General features: G+C 49.6%; 28 protein-coding genes. All 28 read left to right on the top strand.

Translation table 11 applies throughout. The annotated features are described in order from the left end of the window. The first annotated feature begins 29 nt into the window (after nt 1–29). On the top strand, nt 30–224 hold the full coding sequence (gene bfd, locus ACNT1W_RS00235; protein WP_017894251.1) for a bacterioferritin-associated ferredoxin: 195 nt from the start codon (nt 30–32) through the stop codon (nt 222–224). A gap of 74 nt (nt 225–298) precedes the next feature. After that, nucleotides 299–763 carry a bacterioferritin gene (gene bfr, locus ACNT1W_RS00230; protein ID WP_017894250.1) on the top strand — a complete coding sequence of 155 codons (465 nt, stop codon included), beginning with the start codon at nt 299–301 and terminating at the stop codon, nt 761–763. 406 nt (nt 764–1,169) lie between these two features. After that, nucleotides 1,170–1,481: a 30S ribosomal protein S10 gene (rpsJ, locus tag ACNT1W_RS00225; RefSeq protein ID WP_001181005.1), complete on the top strand. Its 312-nt coding sequence runs from the start codon at nt 1,170–1,172 to the stop codon at nt 1,479–1,481. A 32-nt stretch (nt 1,482–1,513) separates the two neighbouring features. After that, nucleotides 1,514–2,143 (top strand): 50S ribosomal protein L3, encoded by a 630-nt coding sequence (rplC, locus tag ACNT1W_RS00220; RefSeq protein WP_012147224.1) that lies wholly within the window; start codon nt 1,514–1,516, stop codon nt 2,141–2,143. 10 nt (nt 2,144–2,153) lie between these two features. Next, a complete protein-coding gene (gene rplD / locus ACNT1W_RS00215) occupies nt 2,154–2,759 on the top strand; it encodes a 50S ribosomal protein L4 (protein WP_012147223.1) in 606 nt (201 codons plus the stop codon). Continuing rightward, nucleotides 2,756–3,058: a 50S ribosomal protein L23 gene (gene rplW, locus ACNT1W_RS00210; RefSeq protein WP_012147222.1), complete on the top strand. Its 303-nt coding sequence runs from the start codon at nt 2,756–2,758 to the stop codon at nt 3,056–3,058. Before rplD ends, rplW begins: the two co-directional genes overlap by 4 nt. Before the next feature lie 18 nt (nt 3,059–3,076). Continuing rightward, a complete protein-coding gene (gene rplB, locus ACNT1W_RS00205) occupies nt 3,077–3,901 on the top strand; it encodes a 50S ribosomal protein L2 (RefSeq protein WP_012147221.1) in 825 nt (274 codons plus the stop codon). 14 nt (nt 3,902–3,915) lie between these two features. Next, nucleotides 3,916–4,194 (top strand): 30S ribosomal protein S19, encoded by a 279-nt coding sequence (rpsS, locus tag ACNT1W_RS00200; protein ID WP_004929772.1) that lies wholly within the window; start codon nt 3,916–3,918, stop codon nt 4,192–4,194. Between the two features lie 14 nt (nt 4,195–4,208). Beyond that, a complete protein-coding gene (gene rplV, locus ACNT1W_RS00195; RefSeq protein ID WP_004391423.1) occupies nt 4,209–4,541 on the top strand; it encodes a 50S ribosomal protein L22 in 333 nt (110 codons plus the stop codon). Between the two features lie 17 nt (nt 4,542–4,558). After that, nucleotides 4,559–5,257, top strand: coding sequence for a 30S ribosomal protein S3 (gene rpsC / locus ACNT1W_RS00190; protein WP_012147220.1), 699 nt, complete (start codon nt 4,559–4,561; stop codon nt 5,255–5,257). Between the two features lie 12 nt (nt 5,258–5,269). Next, nucleotides 5,270–5,680: a 50S ribosomal protein L16 gene (gene rplP, locus ACNT1W_RS00185; RefSeq protein WP_004951171.1), complete on the top strand. Its 411-nt coding sequence runs from the start codon at nt 5,270–5,272 to the stop codon at nt 5,678–5,680. After that, complete coding sequence (gene rpmC / locus ACNT1W_RS00180; RefSeq protein WP_004951169.1) at nt 5,680–5,871, top strand: 50S ribosomal protein L29; 192 nt, start codon at nt 5,680–5,682, stop codon at nt 5,869–5,871. The genes rplP and rpmC overlap by 1 nt, the downstream gene beginning before the upstream one ends. Beyond that, a complete protein-coding gene (rpsQ, locus tag ACNT1W_RS00175; protein ID WP_012147219.1) occupies nt 5,872–6,126 on the top strand; it encodes a 30S ribosomal protein S17 in 255 nt (84 codons plus the stop codon). A gap of 165 nt (nt 6,127–6,291) precedes the next feature. After that, nucleotides 6,292–6,663, top strand: coding sequence for a 50S ribosomal protein L14 (gene rplN / locus ACNT1W_RS00170; RefSeq protein ID WP_004951161.1), 372 nt, complete (start codon nt 6,292–6,294; stop codon nt 6,661–6,663). 10 nt (nt 6,664–6,673) lie between these two features. Beyond that, nucleotides 6,674–6,988, top strand: coding sequence for a 50S ribosomal protein L24 (rplX, locus tag ACNT1W_RS00165; protein WP_004951158.1), 315 nt, complete (start codon nt 6,674–6,676; stop codon nt 6,986–6,988). A 14-nt stretch (nt 6,989–7,002) separates the two neighbouring features. After that, nucleotides 7,003–7,542 (top strand): 50S ribosomal protein L5, encoded by a 540-nt coding sequence (rplE, locus tag ACNT1W_RS00160; protein ID WP_004951155.1) that lies wholly within the window; start codon nt 7,003–7,005, stop codon nt 7,540–7,542. A 13-nt stretch (nt 7,543–7,555) separates the two neighbouring features. Then, complete coding sequence (gene rpsN / locus ACNT1W_RS00155) at nt 7,556–7,861, top strand: 30S ribosomal protein S14 (protein WP_012147218.1); 306 nt, start codon at nt 7,556–7,558, stop codon at nt 7,859–7,861. 30 nt (nt 7,862–7,891) lie between these two features. Further along, nucleotides 7,892–8,284 carry a 30S ribosomal protein S8 gene (gene rpsH / locus ACNT1W_RS00150; protein WP_004951149.1) on the top strand — a complete coding sequence of 131 codons (393 nt, stop codon included), beginning with the start codon at nt 7,892–7,894 and terminating at the stop codon, nt 8,282–8,284. A 14-nt stretch (nt 8,285–8,298) separates the two neighbouring features. Further along, a complete protein-coding gene (gene rplF / locus ACNT1W_RS00145; RefSeq protein ID WP_012147217.1) occupies nt 8,299–8,832 on the top strand; it encodes a 50S ribosomal protein L6 in 534 nt (177 codons plus the stop codon). A 9-nt stretch (nt 8,833–8,841) separates the two neighbouring features. Beyond that, a complete protein-coding gene (gene rplR, locus ACNT1W_RS00140) occupies nt 8,842–9,195 on the top strand; it encodes a 50S ribosomal protein L18 (RefSeq protein WP_012147216.1) in 354 nt (117 codons plus the stop codon). Between the two features lie 14 nt (nt 9,196–9,209). Further along, nucleotides 9,210–9,713: a 30S ribosomal protein S5 gene (gene rpsE / locus ACNT1W_RS00135; protein ID WP_004951140.1), complete on the top strand. Its 504-nt coding sequence runs from the start codon at nt 9,210–9,212 to the stop codon at nt 9,711–9,713. A gap of 2 nt (nt 9,714–9,715) precedes the next feature. Further along, nucleotides 9,716–9,895, top strand: a complete 180-nt coding sequence (rpmD, locus tag ACNT1W_RS00130) for a 50S ribosomal protein L30 (protein ID WP_012147215.1) — start codon at nt 9,716–9,718, stop codon at nt 9,893–9,895. Nucleotides 9,896–9,898: 3 nt separating this feature from the next. Next, complete coding sequence (rplO, locus tag ACNT1W_RS00125; RefSeq protein WP_012147214.1) at nt 9,899–10,333, top strand: 50S ribosomal protein L15; 435 nt, start codon at nt 9,899–9,901, stop codon at nt 10,331–10,333. 7 nt (nt 10,334–10,340) lie between these two features. Further along, a complete protein-coding gene (gene secY / locus ACNT1W_RS00120; RefSeq protein ID WP_004929740.1) occupies nt 10,341–11,672 on the top strand; it encodes a preprotein translocase subunit SecY in 1,332 nt (443 codons plus the stop codon). Between the two features lie 32 nt (nt 11,673–11,704). Beyond that, nucleotides 11,705–11,821 (top strand): 50S ribosomal protein L36, encoded by a 117-nt coding sequence (gene rpmJ, locus ACNT1W_RS00115; RefSeq protein ID WP_002227352.1) that lies wholly within the window; start codon nt 11,705–11,707, stop codon nt 11,819–11,821. 146 nt (nt 11,822–11,967) lie between these two features. Beyond that, nucleotides 11,968–12,324 (top strand): 30S ribosomal protein S13, encoded by a 357-nt coding sequence (rpsM, locus tag ACNT1W_RS00110; protein WP_012147213.1) that lies wholly within the window; start codon nt 11,968–11,970, stop codon nt 12,322–12,324. A gap of 16 nt (nt 12,325–12,340) precedes the next feature. After that, entirely contained in the window at nt 12,341–12,730 is a 390-nt protein-coding gene (gene rpsK / locus ACNT1W_RS00105) for a 30S ribosomal protein S11 (RefSeq protein ID WP_004951128.1), read from the top strand. Between the two features lie 31 nt (nt 12,731–12,761). After that, complete coding sequence (gene rpsD / locus ACNT1W_RS00100) at nt 12,762–13,382, top strand: 30S ribosomal protein S4 (RefSeq protein ID WP_012147212.1); 621 nt, start codon at nt 12,762–12,764, stop codon at nt 13,380–13,382. The last annotated feature ends 10 nt before the right edge of the window (nt 13,383–13,392 follow it).

Here is a 13,392-nt window from a genome sequence, read left to right as displayed (position 1 = left end):
ACAGCATTGGTTAAGAAGTGAGTCCCCCTATGTATGTATGTCTGTGTAATGCCGTGACTGACAAAGCGATCCGCAAGGCCGTGCGTCAGCACAATCCGCATACCATGAAACAACTGCGTGAACTTGTACCTATTGGTACCGATTGTGGAAAGTGCATTCGCCAGGCGAGACAGATTATGGTGGAGGAAAGCGGAACCATTATCCATATGCACGAAGTTGCCTAACTAAAGGTAAGGTTATTTTTTGACTCTTGGCTTTCAGCTTCTACACTTTTAGAACTGGCCAGGAGGAGTTACCTATGAAAGGCGATAAAAAGATCATTGCTCACCTCAACAAACTGCTCGGCAACGAGCTGGTTGCCATCAATCAATATTTCCTGCATGCCCGAATGTTCAAGAACTGGGGTTTAACTCGCCTCAATGATAAGGAATACCACGAGTCGATCGACGAAATGAAGCATGCCGATCGTTACATCGAACGTATTTTGTTTTTGGAAGGTATCCCGAACTTGCAGGACCTCGGCAAGTTGAATATTGGCGAAGATATTGAAGAAATGTTGCGTTCAGATCTGACTCTGGAGTTGGACGGTGCCAAGGGGCTGCGTGAAGCTATAGCTTACGCCGATTCCATCCATGACTACGTCAGCCGTGATTTGATGATAGAGATCCTGGCAGATGAGGAAGAGCATATCGACTGGCTGGAAACAGAACTTGATTTGATCGACCGCCTGGGTATTCAGAACTACGCACAAGCCCAACTTTAGCAATGTAAAAGCTGTTTCTCCGACTTAACAACAATGCTTCCCTGCCGGCATGTTTTATCTCCGGCAGGGCAGGGGAGCAGCCTCAACGCCCCACTGATTTCCTCGCAAGCCAATGCTCCCAGCTTACCGAATCGTCATCCAAGAGCTAAAACTGTATTAAATGTCGATATCCTGAGCATATTTCCATCTGCGCCTTGCTTCTCGCTCTGTTTTGCGTATAATGCGCGGGCTTACCTAATCTTGGTAAGCCTGATTTTAGCGAATCAGTCGATAGGCAAGTTCGTTTTGCCCTTCGAACAATACTCCCGATATGGGGGTTATATGTTGACGATTACACTCCCCCATCAATCGAAATGGGTGTGAGGAGTAATTATTTACGTTTATAAATAATTGGAGCTCTGGTCTCATGCAGAACCAAAGAATCCGTATCCGCCTGAAAGCGTTTGATCATCGTCTTATCGATCAATCAACCGCGGAAATCGTCGAGACTGCTAAGCGCACTGGTGCGCAAGTCCGTGGTCCGATCCCGCTGCCAACTCGCAAAGAGCGCTTTACCGTTCTGATCTCTCCGCACGTTAACAAAGACGCGCGTGATCAGTACGAAATTCGCACTCACAAGCGTCTGGTTGACATCGTTGAGCCAACCGAGAAAACCGTTGATGCTCTGATGCGTCTGGATCTGGCTGCTGGTGTAGACGTGCAGATCAGCCTGGGTTAATCAGGTCATTGAGCGATTGAGAGGTTGAAACAATGATTGGTTTAGTCGGTAAGAAATTGGGCATGACTCGTATCTTCACTGAAGATGGCGTTTCTATCCCAGTAACCGTGATTGAAATTGAAGCGAACCGCGTGACTCAGGTCAAAGACCTGGCTAACGACGGGTACCGTGCTGTGCAGGTTACTACCGGTAGCAAAAAAGCTAACCGCGTAACCAAGCCGGAAGCGGGCCATTTCGCTAAAGCTGGCGTTGAAGCTGGCCGTGGTCTGTGGGAATTCCGCACTGCTGAAGGTGAAGAATTTACTGCAGGTCAAAACATCAGCGTAGAAATCTTCGCTGAAGTTAAAAAAGTCGATGTTACCGGTACTTCTAAAGGTAAAGGTTTTGCTGGCACTGTAAAGCGCTGGAACTTCCGTACCCAAGACGCTACCCACGGTAACTCCTTGTCTCACCGCGTTCCGGGTTCTATCGGTCAGAACCAGACTCCGGGCAAAGTGTTCAAAGGCAAGAAAATGGCTGGCCACCTGGGTGACGAGCGTGTAACCGTTCAAAGCCTGGACGTAGTACGTGTTGACGCTGAGCGCAACCTGCTGCTGGTTAAGGGTGCTGTACCGGGCGCAACCGGTGGCAACCTGATCGTTAAACCAGCTGTGAAGGCGTAAGGGGATAGCAATGGAATTAGTATTGAAAGACGCGCAAAGCGCGCTGACTGTTTCCGAAACTACCTTCGGTCGTGACTTTAACGAAGCGCTGGTACACCAGGTTGTTGTTGCTTATGCAGCAGGTGCCCGTCAAGGTACTCGTGCTCAGAAGACCCGTGCTGAAGTAACTGGTTCCGGTAAAAAACCGTGGCGCCAGAAAGGTACCGGCCGTGCGCGTTCAGGTTCTGTAAAGAGCCCGATCTGGCGTTCAGGTGGCGTGACCTTTGCTGCGAAGCCTCAGGACCACAGTCAGAAAGTAAACAAAAAGATGTACCGCGGCGCGCTGAAAAGCATCCTGTCCGAACTGGTACGTCAAGATCGTCTGATCATTGTCGAGAAGTTCTCTGTAGAAGCGCCTAAAACTAAGCTGCTGGCACAGAAACTGAAAGATATGGCTCTGGAAGATGTGCTGATCGTAACCGGCGAACTGGATGAGAATCTGTTCCTGGCTGCTCGCAACCTGTACAAGGTTGACGTGCGCGATGTAGCAGGTATCGACCCGGTTAGCCTGATCGCCTTCGACAAAGTGGTTATGACTGCTGATGCTGTGAAGCAAGTTGAGGAGATGCTGGCATGATCCGTGAAGAACGTCTGCTGAAAGTGCTGCGTGCACCGCACGTATCTGAAAAAGCATCCGCTGCGATGGAAAAAACTAACACCATCGTTCTCAAAGTTGCCAAAGACGCGACCAAAGCAGAAATTAAAGCTGCAGTGCAGAAACTGTTTGAAGTCGAAGTCGAAGACGTTAACACCCTGGTAGTTAAAGGGAAAGTGAAGCGTCACGGTCAGCGTGTTGGTCGTCGTAGCGACTGGAAAAAAGCTTACGTCACCCTGAAAGAAGGCCAGAATCTGGACTTCATCGGCGGCGCAGAGTAAGTCGGAGGAGTAAGAACAATGGCAATTGTTAAATGTAAACCTACATCTCCGGGTCGTCGCCACGTTGTTAAAGTGGTTAACCCTGAGCTGCACAAGGGTAAACCTCATGCCCCGCTGCTTGAGAAACTGAGCAAAAGCGGTGGCCGTAACAACAATGGCCGTATCACCACCCGTCATATCGGTGGTGGCCACAAGCAACATTATCGTCTGGTTGACTTCAAACGCAACAAAGACGGTGTGGCTGCAGTGGTTGAGCGTCTGGAGTACGATCCGAACCGTTCCGCGAACATCGCGCTGGTTCTGTACAAAGACGGCGAACGCCGTTATATCCTGGCGCCGAAAGGTCTGAAAGCTGGTGACCAGATCCAATCTGGCGTTGATGCTGCAATCAAGGTAGGTAACGCCCTGCCAATGCGCAACATCCCAGTGGGTTCAACGGTTCATAACGTAGAAATGAAACCAGGTAAAGGCGGTCAAATCGCTCGCTCTGCTGGTGCCTACGTTCAGATCGTTGCACGTGATGGTTCCTACGTAACTCTGCGTCTGCGCTCAGGCGAAATGCGTAAAGTTCCAGTTGATTGCCGCGCCACCCTGGGTGAAGTCGGTAACGCTGAACATATGCTTCGCGTTCTGGGTAAAGCAGGTGCTGCACGTTGGCGTGGTATTCGTCCTACCGTTCGCGGTACGGCGATGAACCCGGTAGATCACCCGCACGGTGGTGGTGAGGGTAAAAACTTTGGTAAACACCCAGTAACACCATGGGGCGTTCAGACCAAAGGTAAGAAAACCCGCAGCAACAAGCGTACTGATAAGTTCATCGTACGTCGCCGTAGCAAAAAATAATTAGAGGATAAGCCATGCCACGTTCTCTCAAGAAAGGTCCTTTTATTGACCTGCACTTGCTGAAGAAGGTAGAGAAAGCGGTGGAAAGCGGTGACAAGAAGCCTTTGCGCACTTGGTCCCGTCGTTCAACGATCTTTCCTAACATGATCGGTTTGACCATCGCTGTCCATAATGGTCGTCAGCACGTACCAGTGTTCGTTTCCGATGAAATGGTCGGTCACAAACTGGGTGAATTCGCGCCGACTCGCACTTATCGCGGCCATGCGGCTGATAAAAAAGCTAAAAAGCGCTAAGGTAGGAGGAAGAGATGGAAACTATCGCTAAACATCGCCACGCTCGTTCTTCTGCACAGAAGGTCCGCCTTGTTGCAGACCTGATCCGCGGTAAGAAAGTGTCGCAAGCTCTGGAAACTCTGGCCTACACCAACAAGAAAGCTGCTGGTCTGGTTAAGAAAGTGCTGGAGTCTGCCATTGCTAACGCAGAACACAACGATGGCGCTGACATCGATGATCTGAAAGTCACGAAAATCTTCGTAGACGAAGGCCCAAGCATGAAGCGCATTATGCCGCGTGCAAAAGGTCGTGCAGATCGCATCCTGAAGCGCACCAGCCACATTACTGTGGTTGTGTCCGATCGCTGAGACTCTGGAGACTAGCAATGGGTCAGAAAGTACATCCTAATGGTATTCGCCTGGGTATTGTCAAACCTTGGAACTCTACTTGGTATGCGAATACCAAAGAATTCGCTGACAACCTGGACAGCGACTTTAAAGTTCGCCAATTCCTGATTAAGGAACTGGCGAAAGCTTCCGTTTCTCGCATCGTTATCGAGCGTCCTGCGAAGAGCATCCGTGTGACTATTCACACTGCTCGTCCAGGCATCGTTATCGGCAAGAAAGGTGAAGATGTCGAAAAACTGCGTAAGGTCGTAGCGAACATCGCTGGCGTTCCTGCGCAAATTAACATCGCCGAAGTCCGTAAACCGGAACTTGACGCTAAATTGGTTGCTGACAGCATCACTTCACAGTTGGAACGTCGCGTTATGTTCCGTCGTGCTATGAAGCGTGCTGTACAGAACGCAATGCGTCTTGGCGCTAAAGGTATCAAAGTTGAAGTAAGCGGCCGCCTTGGCGGTGCTGAAATCGCGCGTACCGAATGGTACCGTGAAGGTCGTGTTCCGTTGCATACACTGCGTGCGGATATCGATTACAACACATCTGAAGCGCACACCACTTATGGTGTAATCGGCGTTAAGGTATGGATCTTCAAAGGTGAGATCCTGGGTGGTATGGCTGCAGTTGAACAACCGGAACCGGCTGCTCAACCTAAAAAGCAGCAGCGTAAAGGCCGCAAGTAAGGAGAGTCGCTGATGTTACAACCAAAGCGTACAAAATTCCGTAAGATGCACAAAGGCCGCAACCGTGGTCTGGCGCAGGGTACGGATGTTAGCTTCGGCACTTTCGGTCTGAAAGCTGTTGGCCGTGGCCGTCTGACTGCTCGTCAAATCGAAGCAGCTCGTCGTGCAATGACTCGTGCAGTTAAGCGTCAAGGTAAAATTTGGATCCGTGTATTCCCGGACAAACCAATTACCGAGAAGCCGCTCGAAGTGCGTATGGGTAAAGGTAAGGGTAACGTGGAATATTGGGTTGCCCTGATCCAACCTGGGAAAGTCCTGTACGAAATGGACGGTGTACCAGAAGAGGTCGCCCGTGAGGCATTCAAGCTGGCTGCAGCTAAATTGCCGATCAAAACCACCTTTGTAACTAAGACGGTGATGTAATGAAAGCACAAGAGCTGCGTGAAAAAAGCGTTGAAGAGCTGAACACTGAGCTGCTCAACCTGCTGCGTGAGCAATTTAACTTGCGCATGCAGGCGGCAAGTGGCCAGCTGCAACAAACTCACCTGTTGAAACAAGTGCGTCGTAATGTCGCACGCGTTAAGACTTTACTGACTGAAAAGGCGGGTGTGTAAATGACTGATATTAACCGTACTCTGCAGGGTCGTGTTATTAGTGACAAAATGGAGAAATCCATGGTTGTTGCTATCGAGCGCACGGTGAAGCACCCGATCTACGGGAAATTCATCAAGCGTACGACCAAGCTGCACGTACATGACGAGAACAACGAATGTGGTATCGGTGACGTGGTAGAAATCCGCGAATGCCGTCCACTGTCCAAGACTAAGTCCTGGACGTTGGTTCGCGTTGTAGAGAAAGCGATTCTGTAATAGAGTAGCTGGCTCTAACTTATAAACGGCTCAGAAAATGAGCCGTTTATTTTTTCTACCCATACTCTGGAAGCGGTGTTATAATGCTGCGCCCTTGGTTATGGGGCTTTTCAACGATCTAGTAATAGGTCCTAAAGTTGTAGTTGACATTAGCGGAGCACTAACATGATCCAAGAACAGACTATGCTGACCGTGGCCGACAACTCCGGTGCACGTCGCGTAATGTGTATCAAGGTTCTAGGTGGCTCGCACCGTCGCTACGCAGGCATTGGCGATGTCATCAAAATTACCATCAAGGAAGCAATTCCTCGCGGTAAGGTGAAGAAAGGCGATGTGCTGAAGGCGGTAGTGGTGCGCACCAAGAAGGGTGTACGTCGCCCGGACGGTTCTGTCATTCGCTTCGATGGTAATGCATGCGTTATTTTAAACAATAACAGCGAGCAACCTATCGGTACGCGTATTTTTGGGCCGGTAACTCGTGAACTGCGTAATGAGAAGTTCATGAAAATTATCTCTCTGGCACCAGAAGTACTCTAAGGAGCGAAACATGGCAGCGAAAATCCGTCGTGATGACGAAATTATCGTGCTTACCGGGAAAGACAAAGGTAAACGCGGTAAAGTAAAAAATGTCCTGTCTGCTGGTAAGGTCATTGTTGAAGGTATCAACCTGGTTAAGAAACATCAGAAGCCGGTCCCGGCCCTGAACCAACCAGGTGGCATTGTTGAAAAAGAAGCTGCAATTCAAGTTTCTAACATTGCTCTCTTCAACGCGGCTACCGGTAAGGCTGACCGTGTAGGCTTTAGATTCGAAGACGGGAAAAAAGTCCGTTTCTTCAAATCTAACAGCGAAACTATCAAGTAATTTGGAGTAATACGATGGCGAAACTGCATGATTACTACAAAGACGAGGTAGTCAAACAACTGATGTCTCAGTTTGATTACAACTCTGTCATGCAAGTCCCTCGGGTCGAGAAGATCACCCTGAATATGGGTGTTGGTGAAGCGATCGCTGACAAGAAACTGCTGGATAATGCAGCAGCGGATCTGGCAGCAATCTCCGGTCAAAAGCCGTTCATCACCAAAGCACGCAAATCTGTTGCAGGCTTCAAAATCCGCCAGGGCTATCCGATCGGCTGTAAAGTAACTCTGCGTGGCGAACGCATGTGGGAGTTCTTTGAGCGACTGATTTCCATTGCTGTTCCACGTATCCGTGACTTCCGTGGCTTGTCCGCTAAGTCATTCGATGGCCGTGGTAACTACAGCATGGGTGTGCGTGAGCAAATCATCTTCCCAGAAATCGACTACGACAAAGTCGATCGCGTTCGTGGTTTGGATATTACCATTACCACTACTGCGAAATCTGATGATGAAGGCCGCGCGCTGTTGGCTGCTTTTAACTTCCCGTTCCGTAAGTAAGGCAGGGTTACTGATGGCTAAGCAATCAATGAAAGCACGCGAAGTCGTTCGCGTGAAACTGGCTGAAAAGTACCGCGCTAAACGCGAGGAACTGAAGGCTATCATTTCTGGTGTGAACTCTTCCGACGAAGATCGTTGGGATGCTGTTCTCAAGCTGCAAACTCTGCCGCGTGATTCCAGCCCGTCTCGTCAGCGTAAACGCTGCCGCCAAACTGGCCGTCCACATGGTTATGTGGGCAAATTCGGGTTGAGCCGTATCAAGTTACGTGAAGCCGCTATGCGCGGTGAAGTACCAGGCTTGAAAAAGGCTAGCTGGTAATTACCAATTGAATCACGGGAGTAAAGACAGATGAGCATGCAAGATCCGATCGCGGATATGCTGACCCGTATCCGTAACGGTCAAGCCGCGAACAAAGTTGCGGTCACCATGCCTTCCTCCAAGCTGAAAGTGGCAATTGCCAACCTGCTGAAGGAAGAAGGTTTTATTGAAGATTTCAAAATCGAAGGCGACACCAAGCCTGTTCTGGAACTGGTACTGAAGTACTTCCAGGGCAAGGCAGTGGTAGAAAGCATTCAACGAATCAGCCGTCCTGGTCTGCGCATCTACAAGAAAAAAGATGCACTGCCAAAAGTTATGGCTGGTTTGGGTATTGCTGTTATTTCTACCTCTAAAGGTGTTATGACCGATCGTGCAGCTCGCCAAGCAGGTCTTGGTGGCGAGATTATCTGCTACGTAGCTTAATTCGGGAGGAAAGAATGTCTCGTGTTGCAAAAGCACCCGTCGTCATTCCTGCCGGCGTAGAGGTAAAACTCAACGGTCAGGTTATTTCGATTAAGGGTAAGAACGGCGAGCTGACTCGTACTGTCCACAACGCCGTTGAAGTGAAGCAAGAAGCTAACGCACTGACTTTCGCCCCGCGCGAAGGTTTTGCTAACGCATGGGCCCAAGCGGGTACTACGCGCGCTCTGCTGAACGCAATGGTTGTTGGTGTTACCGAAGGCTTCACCAAGAAGCTTCAACTGGTAGGTGTTGGTTATCGTGCTGCTGTTAAAGGCAACGTGGTGAATTTAGCCTTAGGCTTCTCTCACCCGGTCGATCACCAGCTGCCAGCAGGTATTACTGCTGAATGCCCAAGCCAAACTGAAATCGTGCTGAAAGGCGCTGATAAGCAGGTTATTGGCCAGGTTGCTGCAGATCTGCGTGCCTACCGCCGTCCTGAGCCTTACAAAGGCAAGGGTGTCCGTTACGCCGACGAAGTCGTGCGTACCAAAGAGGCTAAGAAGAAGTAAGGTAACACTATGGATAAGAAATCTGCTCGTATCCGTCGTGCGACCCGCGCACGCCGTAAGATCAAAGAACTGGGTGCAACCCGCCTGGTGGTACATCGTACCCCGCGTCACATTTACGCACAGGTAATTGCTCCAAATGGTTCTGAAGTACTGGTAGCTGCTTCTACTTTAGAAAAAGCTGTCACAGAGCAATTGAAGTATTCCGGTAACAAAGACGCAGCAGCAGCCGTAGGTAAAGCTCTGGCTGAGCGCGCGTTGGAAAAAGGGATCTCTAAAGTATCCTTTGACCGTTCCGGTTTCCAATATCATGGTCGAGTCCAGGCACTGGCAGATGCTGCCCGTGAAGCTGGCCTTCAGTTCTAAGGAAGAGGTTTAAGATGGCTCACATCGAAAAACAAGCTGGCGAACTGCAGGAAAAGCTGATCGCGGTAAACCGCGTATCTAAAACCGTAAAAGGTGGCCGTATTTTCAGCTTTACCGCACTGACAGTAGTTGGTGATGGTAACGGTCGCGTTGGTTTTGGCTACGGCAAAGCACGCGAAGTTCCGGCAGCGATCCAGAAAGCGATGGAAAAAGCCCGTCGCGCTATGATTAATGTTGCTTTGAATAGCGGTACTCTGCAGCACCCTGTTAAAGGTGCTCACACGGGTTCTCGCGTGTTCATGCAACCAGCTTCCGAAGGTACCGGTATCATCGCCGGTGGTGCAATGCGCGCCGTCCTGGAAGTTGCAGGGGTTCATAACGTATTAGCTAAAGCATATGGTTCTACTAACCCGATCAACGTGGTTCGTGCAACTATTGCTGCTTTGGAAGATATGAAATCCCCAGAAATGGTCGCTGCCAAGCGTGGTAAGTCCGTCGAAGAAATTCTAGGGAAATAACCATGGCAAAGACTATTAAAGTAACTCAAACAAAAAGCAGCATCGGCCGTTTGCCAAAGCACAAGGCAACCTTGCTCGGTTTAGGTCTGCGTCGTATTGGTCATACTGTAGAGCGTGAGGATACTCCTGCTGTACGTGGTATGGTCAACTTGGTTTCCTACATGGTTAAGGTTGAGGAGTAACAGATGCGTTTAAATACTCTGTCTCCGGCTGAAGGTGCCAAGCATGCGCCTAAGCGTGTAGGTCGTGGTATTGGTTCTGGCCTGGGTAAAACCGCTGGTCGTGGTCACAAAGGTCAGAACTCACGTTCTGGCGGTGGCGTACGTCGTGGTTTTGAAGGTGGTCAGATGCCTTTATATCGTCGTTTGCCGAAATTCGGCTTCACCTCTCGCAAAGCTATGATCACGGCAGAAGTTCGTCTGTCTGAACTGGCTCTTGTTGAAGGCGACGTAATCGACCTGAACACGCTGAAAGCCGCTAACGTTGTTGGTGTCCAGATCGAATTCGCGAAAGTTATGCTTTCTGGCGAAATCGCTCGTCCGGTTACCCTGCGTGGTCTGCGTGTCACCAAAGGCGCTCGTGCTGCTATCGAAGCTGCTGGCGGTAAAATTGAGGAATAAGTAGCAGATGGCTAAGCAACCAGGATTAGATTTTCAAAGTGCTAAAGGCGGGCTCGGCGAGCTGAAGCGCAGACTTTTGTTTGTAATCGGCGCGCTGATTGTCTTCCGTATCGGCTCTTTTATTCCGATTCCTGGTATCGATGCCACTGTGCTTGCCAAATTGCTCGAGCAGCAGAGAGGCACTATCATTGAAATGTTTAACATGTTCTCTGGTGGTGCCCTCAGCCGTGCTTCTATCTTTGCCCTGGGGATCATGCCGTATATTTCGGCGTCGATCATTATCCAGCTGTTAACGGTGGTTCATCCAGCGTTAGCAGAAATCAAGAAAGAAGGGGAGGCTGGCCGTCGCAAGATTAGTCAGTACACCCGTTACGGTACGCTGGTGTTGGCTATATTCCAGTCGATCGGTATTGCTACCGGTTTGCCGAATATGCCTGGTATGCAAGGTCTGGTGTTAAACCCAGGCTTTGCGTTCTACTTTACTGCAGTAGTGAGCTTGGTTACCGGGACAATGTTCCTGATGTGGCTGGGTGAACAGATTACTGAACGTGGTATCGGTAACGGTATCTCGATCATTATCTTTGCAGGCATTGTAGCGGGACTCCCGCCGGCTGTGGCCCATACTATCGAACAAGCCCGGCAAGGCGACCTGCACTTCCTCCTGTTGCTGTTGGTTGCAGTATTGGTGTTTGCAGTAACCTTCTTCGTTGTTTTCATCGAACGTGGTCAACGTCGTATCGTCGTTAACTATGCGAAACGTCAACAAGGTCGTCGTGTTTATGCAGCACAGAGCACACACTTACCGTTGAAAGTGAACATGGCAGGGGTTATCCCGGCAATCTTCGCTTCCAGCATTATTCTGTTCCCTGCCACGATTGCATCATGGTTTGGGGGCGGTACCGGTTGGAACTGGCTGACAACGATTTCGCTGTATTTGCAGCCAGGGCAACCGCTTTATGTGTTACTCTATGCGTCTGCAATCATCTTCTTCTGTTTCTTTTACACGGCGTTGGTTTTCAACCCGCGTGAGACAGCAGATAACCTGAAGAAGTCCGGTGCCTTCGTACCAGGAATTCGTCCGGGAGAGCAAACGGCGAAGTATATCGATAAAGTAATGACGCGTTTAACCCTGGTGGGCGCGATGTACATTACTTTCATCTGCCTGATCCCGGAGTTCATGCGTGATGCAATGAAAGTACCATTCTACTTTGGTGGTACCTCGCTACTGATCGTGGTTGTCGTCATCATGGACTTTATGGCTCAAGTGCAAACTCTGATGATGTCAAGTCAGTACGAGTCTGCATTGAAGAAAGCAAACCTGAAAGGCTATAACCGCTAACAGGTTCGTTTGAGAAGTTACGGAGAGTAAAAATGAAAGTTCGTGCTTCCGTCAAGAAATTATGTCGTAACTGCAAAATCGTTAAGCGTAACGGTGTCGTTCGTGTGATTTGCAGCGCCGAGCCGAAGCATAAACAGCGTCAAGGCTGATTATCTCGCATATTTTTCTTGCAAAGTTGGGTTGAGCTGGCTAGATTAGCCAGCCAATCTTTTGTATGTAGCTGCAACATTATTTGAGTATCCTGAAAACGGGCTTTTCAGAATGGTGTTGCCGTATAAAATAGTAGGAGTGCATAGTGGCCCGTATAGCAGGCATTAACATTCCTGATCATAAACATACCGTAATCGCCTTAACGTCGATCTTCGGAATCGGTAAAACCCGCTCACAGTCTATCTGTGCGTCTACGGGTATTGCTGAACATGTTAAGATCAGTGAGCTGTCTGAAGAGCAAATTGAACAGCTGCGTGAAGCAGTCGCCAAATTCACTGTAGAAGGTGATTTGCGTCGTGAAGTTACCCTGAGCATCAAGCGTCTGATGGATCTTGGTACTTACCGTGGTTTGCGTCATCGTCGTGGTCTGCCAGTTCGCGGTCAGCGTACTAAGACCAACGCACGTACCCGTAAGGGTCCGCGTAAACCAATCAAGAAATAATCAGGGTGATTGAATAATGGCAAAGGCACCTGTTCGTACACGTAAGCGTGTAAGAAAACAAGTCTCTGACGGCGTGGCTCATGTCCATGCGTCTTTCAACAACACCATTGTGACTATTACCGATCGTCAGGGTAATGCATTGGGTTGGGCAACTGCCGGTGGTTCTGGTTTCCGTGGTTCTCGTAAGTCAACTCCGTTTGCAGCTCAGGTTGCAGCCGAACGTTGTGCTGACGCAGTAAAAGAATACGGTATCAAGAATCTGGAAGTTATGGTTAAGGGACCGGGTCCAGGCCGCGAATCAACTATTCGTGCTCTGAACGCCGCTGGTTTCCGCATCACTAATATTACTGATGTGACTCCTATCCCTCACAACGGTTGTCGTCCGCCGAAAAAGCGCCGCGTATAACGTAAGCTTTTAGGTTTGTTGGAGAAAGAAAATGGCAAGATATTTGGGTCCTAAGCTCAAGCTTAGCCGCCGTGAGGGCACAGACTTGTTCCTGAAGTCTGGCGTTCGCGCGATCGATACCAAGTGTAAAATTGAGCAACCGCCTGGTCAACACGGTGCGCGTAAACCGCGTCTGTCTGACTATGGTGTACAGTTACGTGAGAAGCAAAAAGTTCGCCGTATGTACGGTGTTCTGGAGCGTCAATTCCGTAACTATTACAAAGAAGCAGCACGCCTGAAGGGCAACACCGGTGCAAACCTGTTGCAACTGCTGGAAGGTCGTTTGGACAACGTTGTTTACCGTATGGGCTTCGGCGCTACTCGTTCAGAGTCACGTCAGTTGGTTAGCCACAAAGCAATTATGGTAAATGGTCGCGTTGTTAACATCGCTTCTTATCAGGTATCTCCGAATGACGTAGTCAGCATCCGCGAGAAGGCTAAAAAGCAATCTCGTGTTAAAGCTTCTCTGGAGCTGGCTGAGCAGCGTGAAAAGCCGACCTGGCTTGAAGTTGATGCTGCTAAGATGGAAGGCGTGTTCAAGCGTATGCCTGAACGTACCGATCTGTCTGCGGACATTAACGAACACCTGATCGTCGAGCTTTACTCCAAGTAAGGCTTAGTAC

Source organism: Serratia sp. NFX21 (genome assembly GCF_048517035.1).
Classification (GTDB): domain Bacteria; phylum Pseudomonadota; class Gammaproteobacteria; order Enterobacterales; family Enterobacteriaceae; genus Serratia; species Serratia quinivorans.
Note: the sequence above shows the minus strand (reverse complement) of the source record. Positions and strands in the feature narration are given on the sequence as shown.

What these genes read in the sequence shown, in the direction of transcription:
- bfd (WP_017894251.1), top strand. Translation starts at nt 30, where the DNA reads ATGTATGTATGTCTGTGTAATGCCGTGACTGACAAAGCGATCCGCAAG.
- bfr (WP_017894250.1), top strand. Translation starts at nt 299, where the DNA reads ATGAAAGGCGATAAAAAGATCATTGCTCACCTCAACAAACTGCTCGGC.
- rpsJ (WP_001181005.1), top strand. Translation starts at nt 1,170, where the DNA reads ATGCAGAACCAAAGAATCCGTATCCGCCTGAAAGCGTTTGATCATCGT.
- rplC (WP_012147224.1), top strand. Translation starts at nt 1,514, where the DNA reads ATGATTGGTTTAGTCGGTAAGAAATTGGGCATGACTCGTATCTTCACT.
- rplD (WP_012147223.1), top strand. Translation starts at nt 2,154, where the DNA reads ATGGAATTAGTATTGAAAGACGCGCAAAGCGCGCTGACTGTTTCCGAA.
- rplW (WP_012147222.1), top strand. Translation starts at nt 2,756, where the DNA reads ATGATCCGTGAAGAACGTCTGCTGAAAGTGCTGCGTGCACCGCACGTA.
- rplB (WP_012147221.1), top strand. Translation starts at nt 3,077, where the DNA reads ATGGCAATTGTTAAATGTAAACCTACATCTCCGGGTCGTCGCCACGTT.
- rpsS (WP_004929772.1), top strand. Translation starts at nt 3,916, where the DNA reads ATGCCACGTTCTCTCAAGAAAGGTCCTTTTATTGACCTGCACTTGCTG.
- rplV (WP_004391423.1), top strand. Translation starts at nt 4,209, where the DNA reads ATGGAAACTATCGCTAAACATCGCCACGCTCGTTCTTCTGCACAGAAG.
- rpsC (WP_012147220.1), top strand. Translation starts at nt 4,559, where the DNA reads ATGGGTCAGAAAGTACATCCTAATGGTATTCGCCTGGGTATTGTCAAA.
- rplP (WP_004951171.1), top strand. Translation starts at nt 5,270, where the DNA reads ATGTTACAACCAAAGCGTACAAAATTCCGTAAGATGCACAAAGGCCGC.
- rpmC (WP_004951169.1), top strand. Translation starts at nt 5,680, where the DNA reads ATGAAAGCACAAGAGCTGCGTGAAAAAAGCGTTGAAGAGCTGAACACT.
- rpsQ (WP_012147219.1), top strand. Translation starts at nt 5,872, where the DNA reads ATGACTGATATTAACCGTACTCTGCAGGGTCGTGTTATTAGTGACAAA.
- rplN (WP_004951161.1), top strand. Translation starts at nt 6,292, where the DNA reads ATGATCCAAGAACAGACTATGCTGACCGTGGCCGACAACTCCGGTGCA.
- rplX (WP_004951158.1), top strand. Translation starts at nt 6,674, where the DNA reads ATGGCAGCGAAAATCCGTCGTGATGACGAAATTATCGTGCTTACCGGG.
- rplE (WP_004951155.1), top strand. Translation starts at nt 7,003, where the DNA reads ATGGCGAAACTGCATGATTACTACAAAGACGAGGTAGTCAAACAACTG.
- rpsN (WP_012147218.1), top strand. Translation starts at nt 7,556, where the DNA reads ATGGCTAAGCAATCAATGAAAGCACGCGAAGTCGTTCGCGTGAAACTG.
- rpsH (WP_004951149.1), top strand. Translation starts at nt 7,892, where the DNA reads ATGAGCATGCAAGATCCGATCGCGGATATGCTGACCCGTATCCGTAAC.
- rplF (WP_012147217.1), top strand. Translation starts at nt 8,299, where the DNA reads ATGTCTCGTGTTGCAAAAGCACCCGTCGTCATTCCTGCCGGCGTAGAG.
- rplR (WP_012147216.1), top strand. Translation starts at nt 8,842, where the DNA reads ATGGATAAGAAATCTGCTCGTATCCGTCGTGCGACCCGCGCACGCCGT.
- rpsE (WP_004951140.1), top strand. Translation starts at nt 9,210, where the DNA reads ATGGCTCACATCGAAAAACAAGCTGGCGAACTGCAGGAAAAGCTGATC.
- rpmD (WP_012147215.1), top strand. Translation starts at nt 9,716, where the DNA reads ATGGCAAAGACTATTAAAGTAACTCAAACAAAAAGCAGCATCGGCCGT.
- rplO (WP_012147214.1), top strand. Translation starts at nt 9,899, where the DNA reads ATGCGTTTAAATACTCTGTCTCCGGCTGAAGGTGCCAAGCATGCGCCT.
- secY (WP_004929740.1), top strand. Translation starts at nt 10,341, where the DNA reads ATGGCTAAGCAACCAGGATTAGATTTTCAAAGTGCTAAAGGCGGGCTC.
- rpmJ (WP_002227352.1), top strand. Translation starts at nt 11,705, where the DNA reads ATGAAAGTTCGTGCTTCCGTCAAGAAATTATGTCGTAACTGCAAAATC.
- rpsK (WP_004951128.1), top strand. Translation starts at nt 12,341, where the DNA reads ATGGCAAAGGCACCTGTTCGTACACGTAAGCGTGTAAGAAAACAAGTC.
- rpsD (WP_012147212.1), top strand. Translation starts at nt 12,762, where the DNA reads ATGGCAAGATATTTGGGTCCTAAGCTCAAGCTTAGCCGCCGTGAGGGC.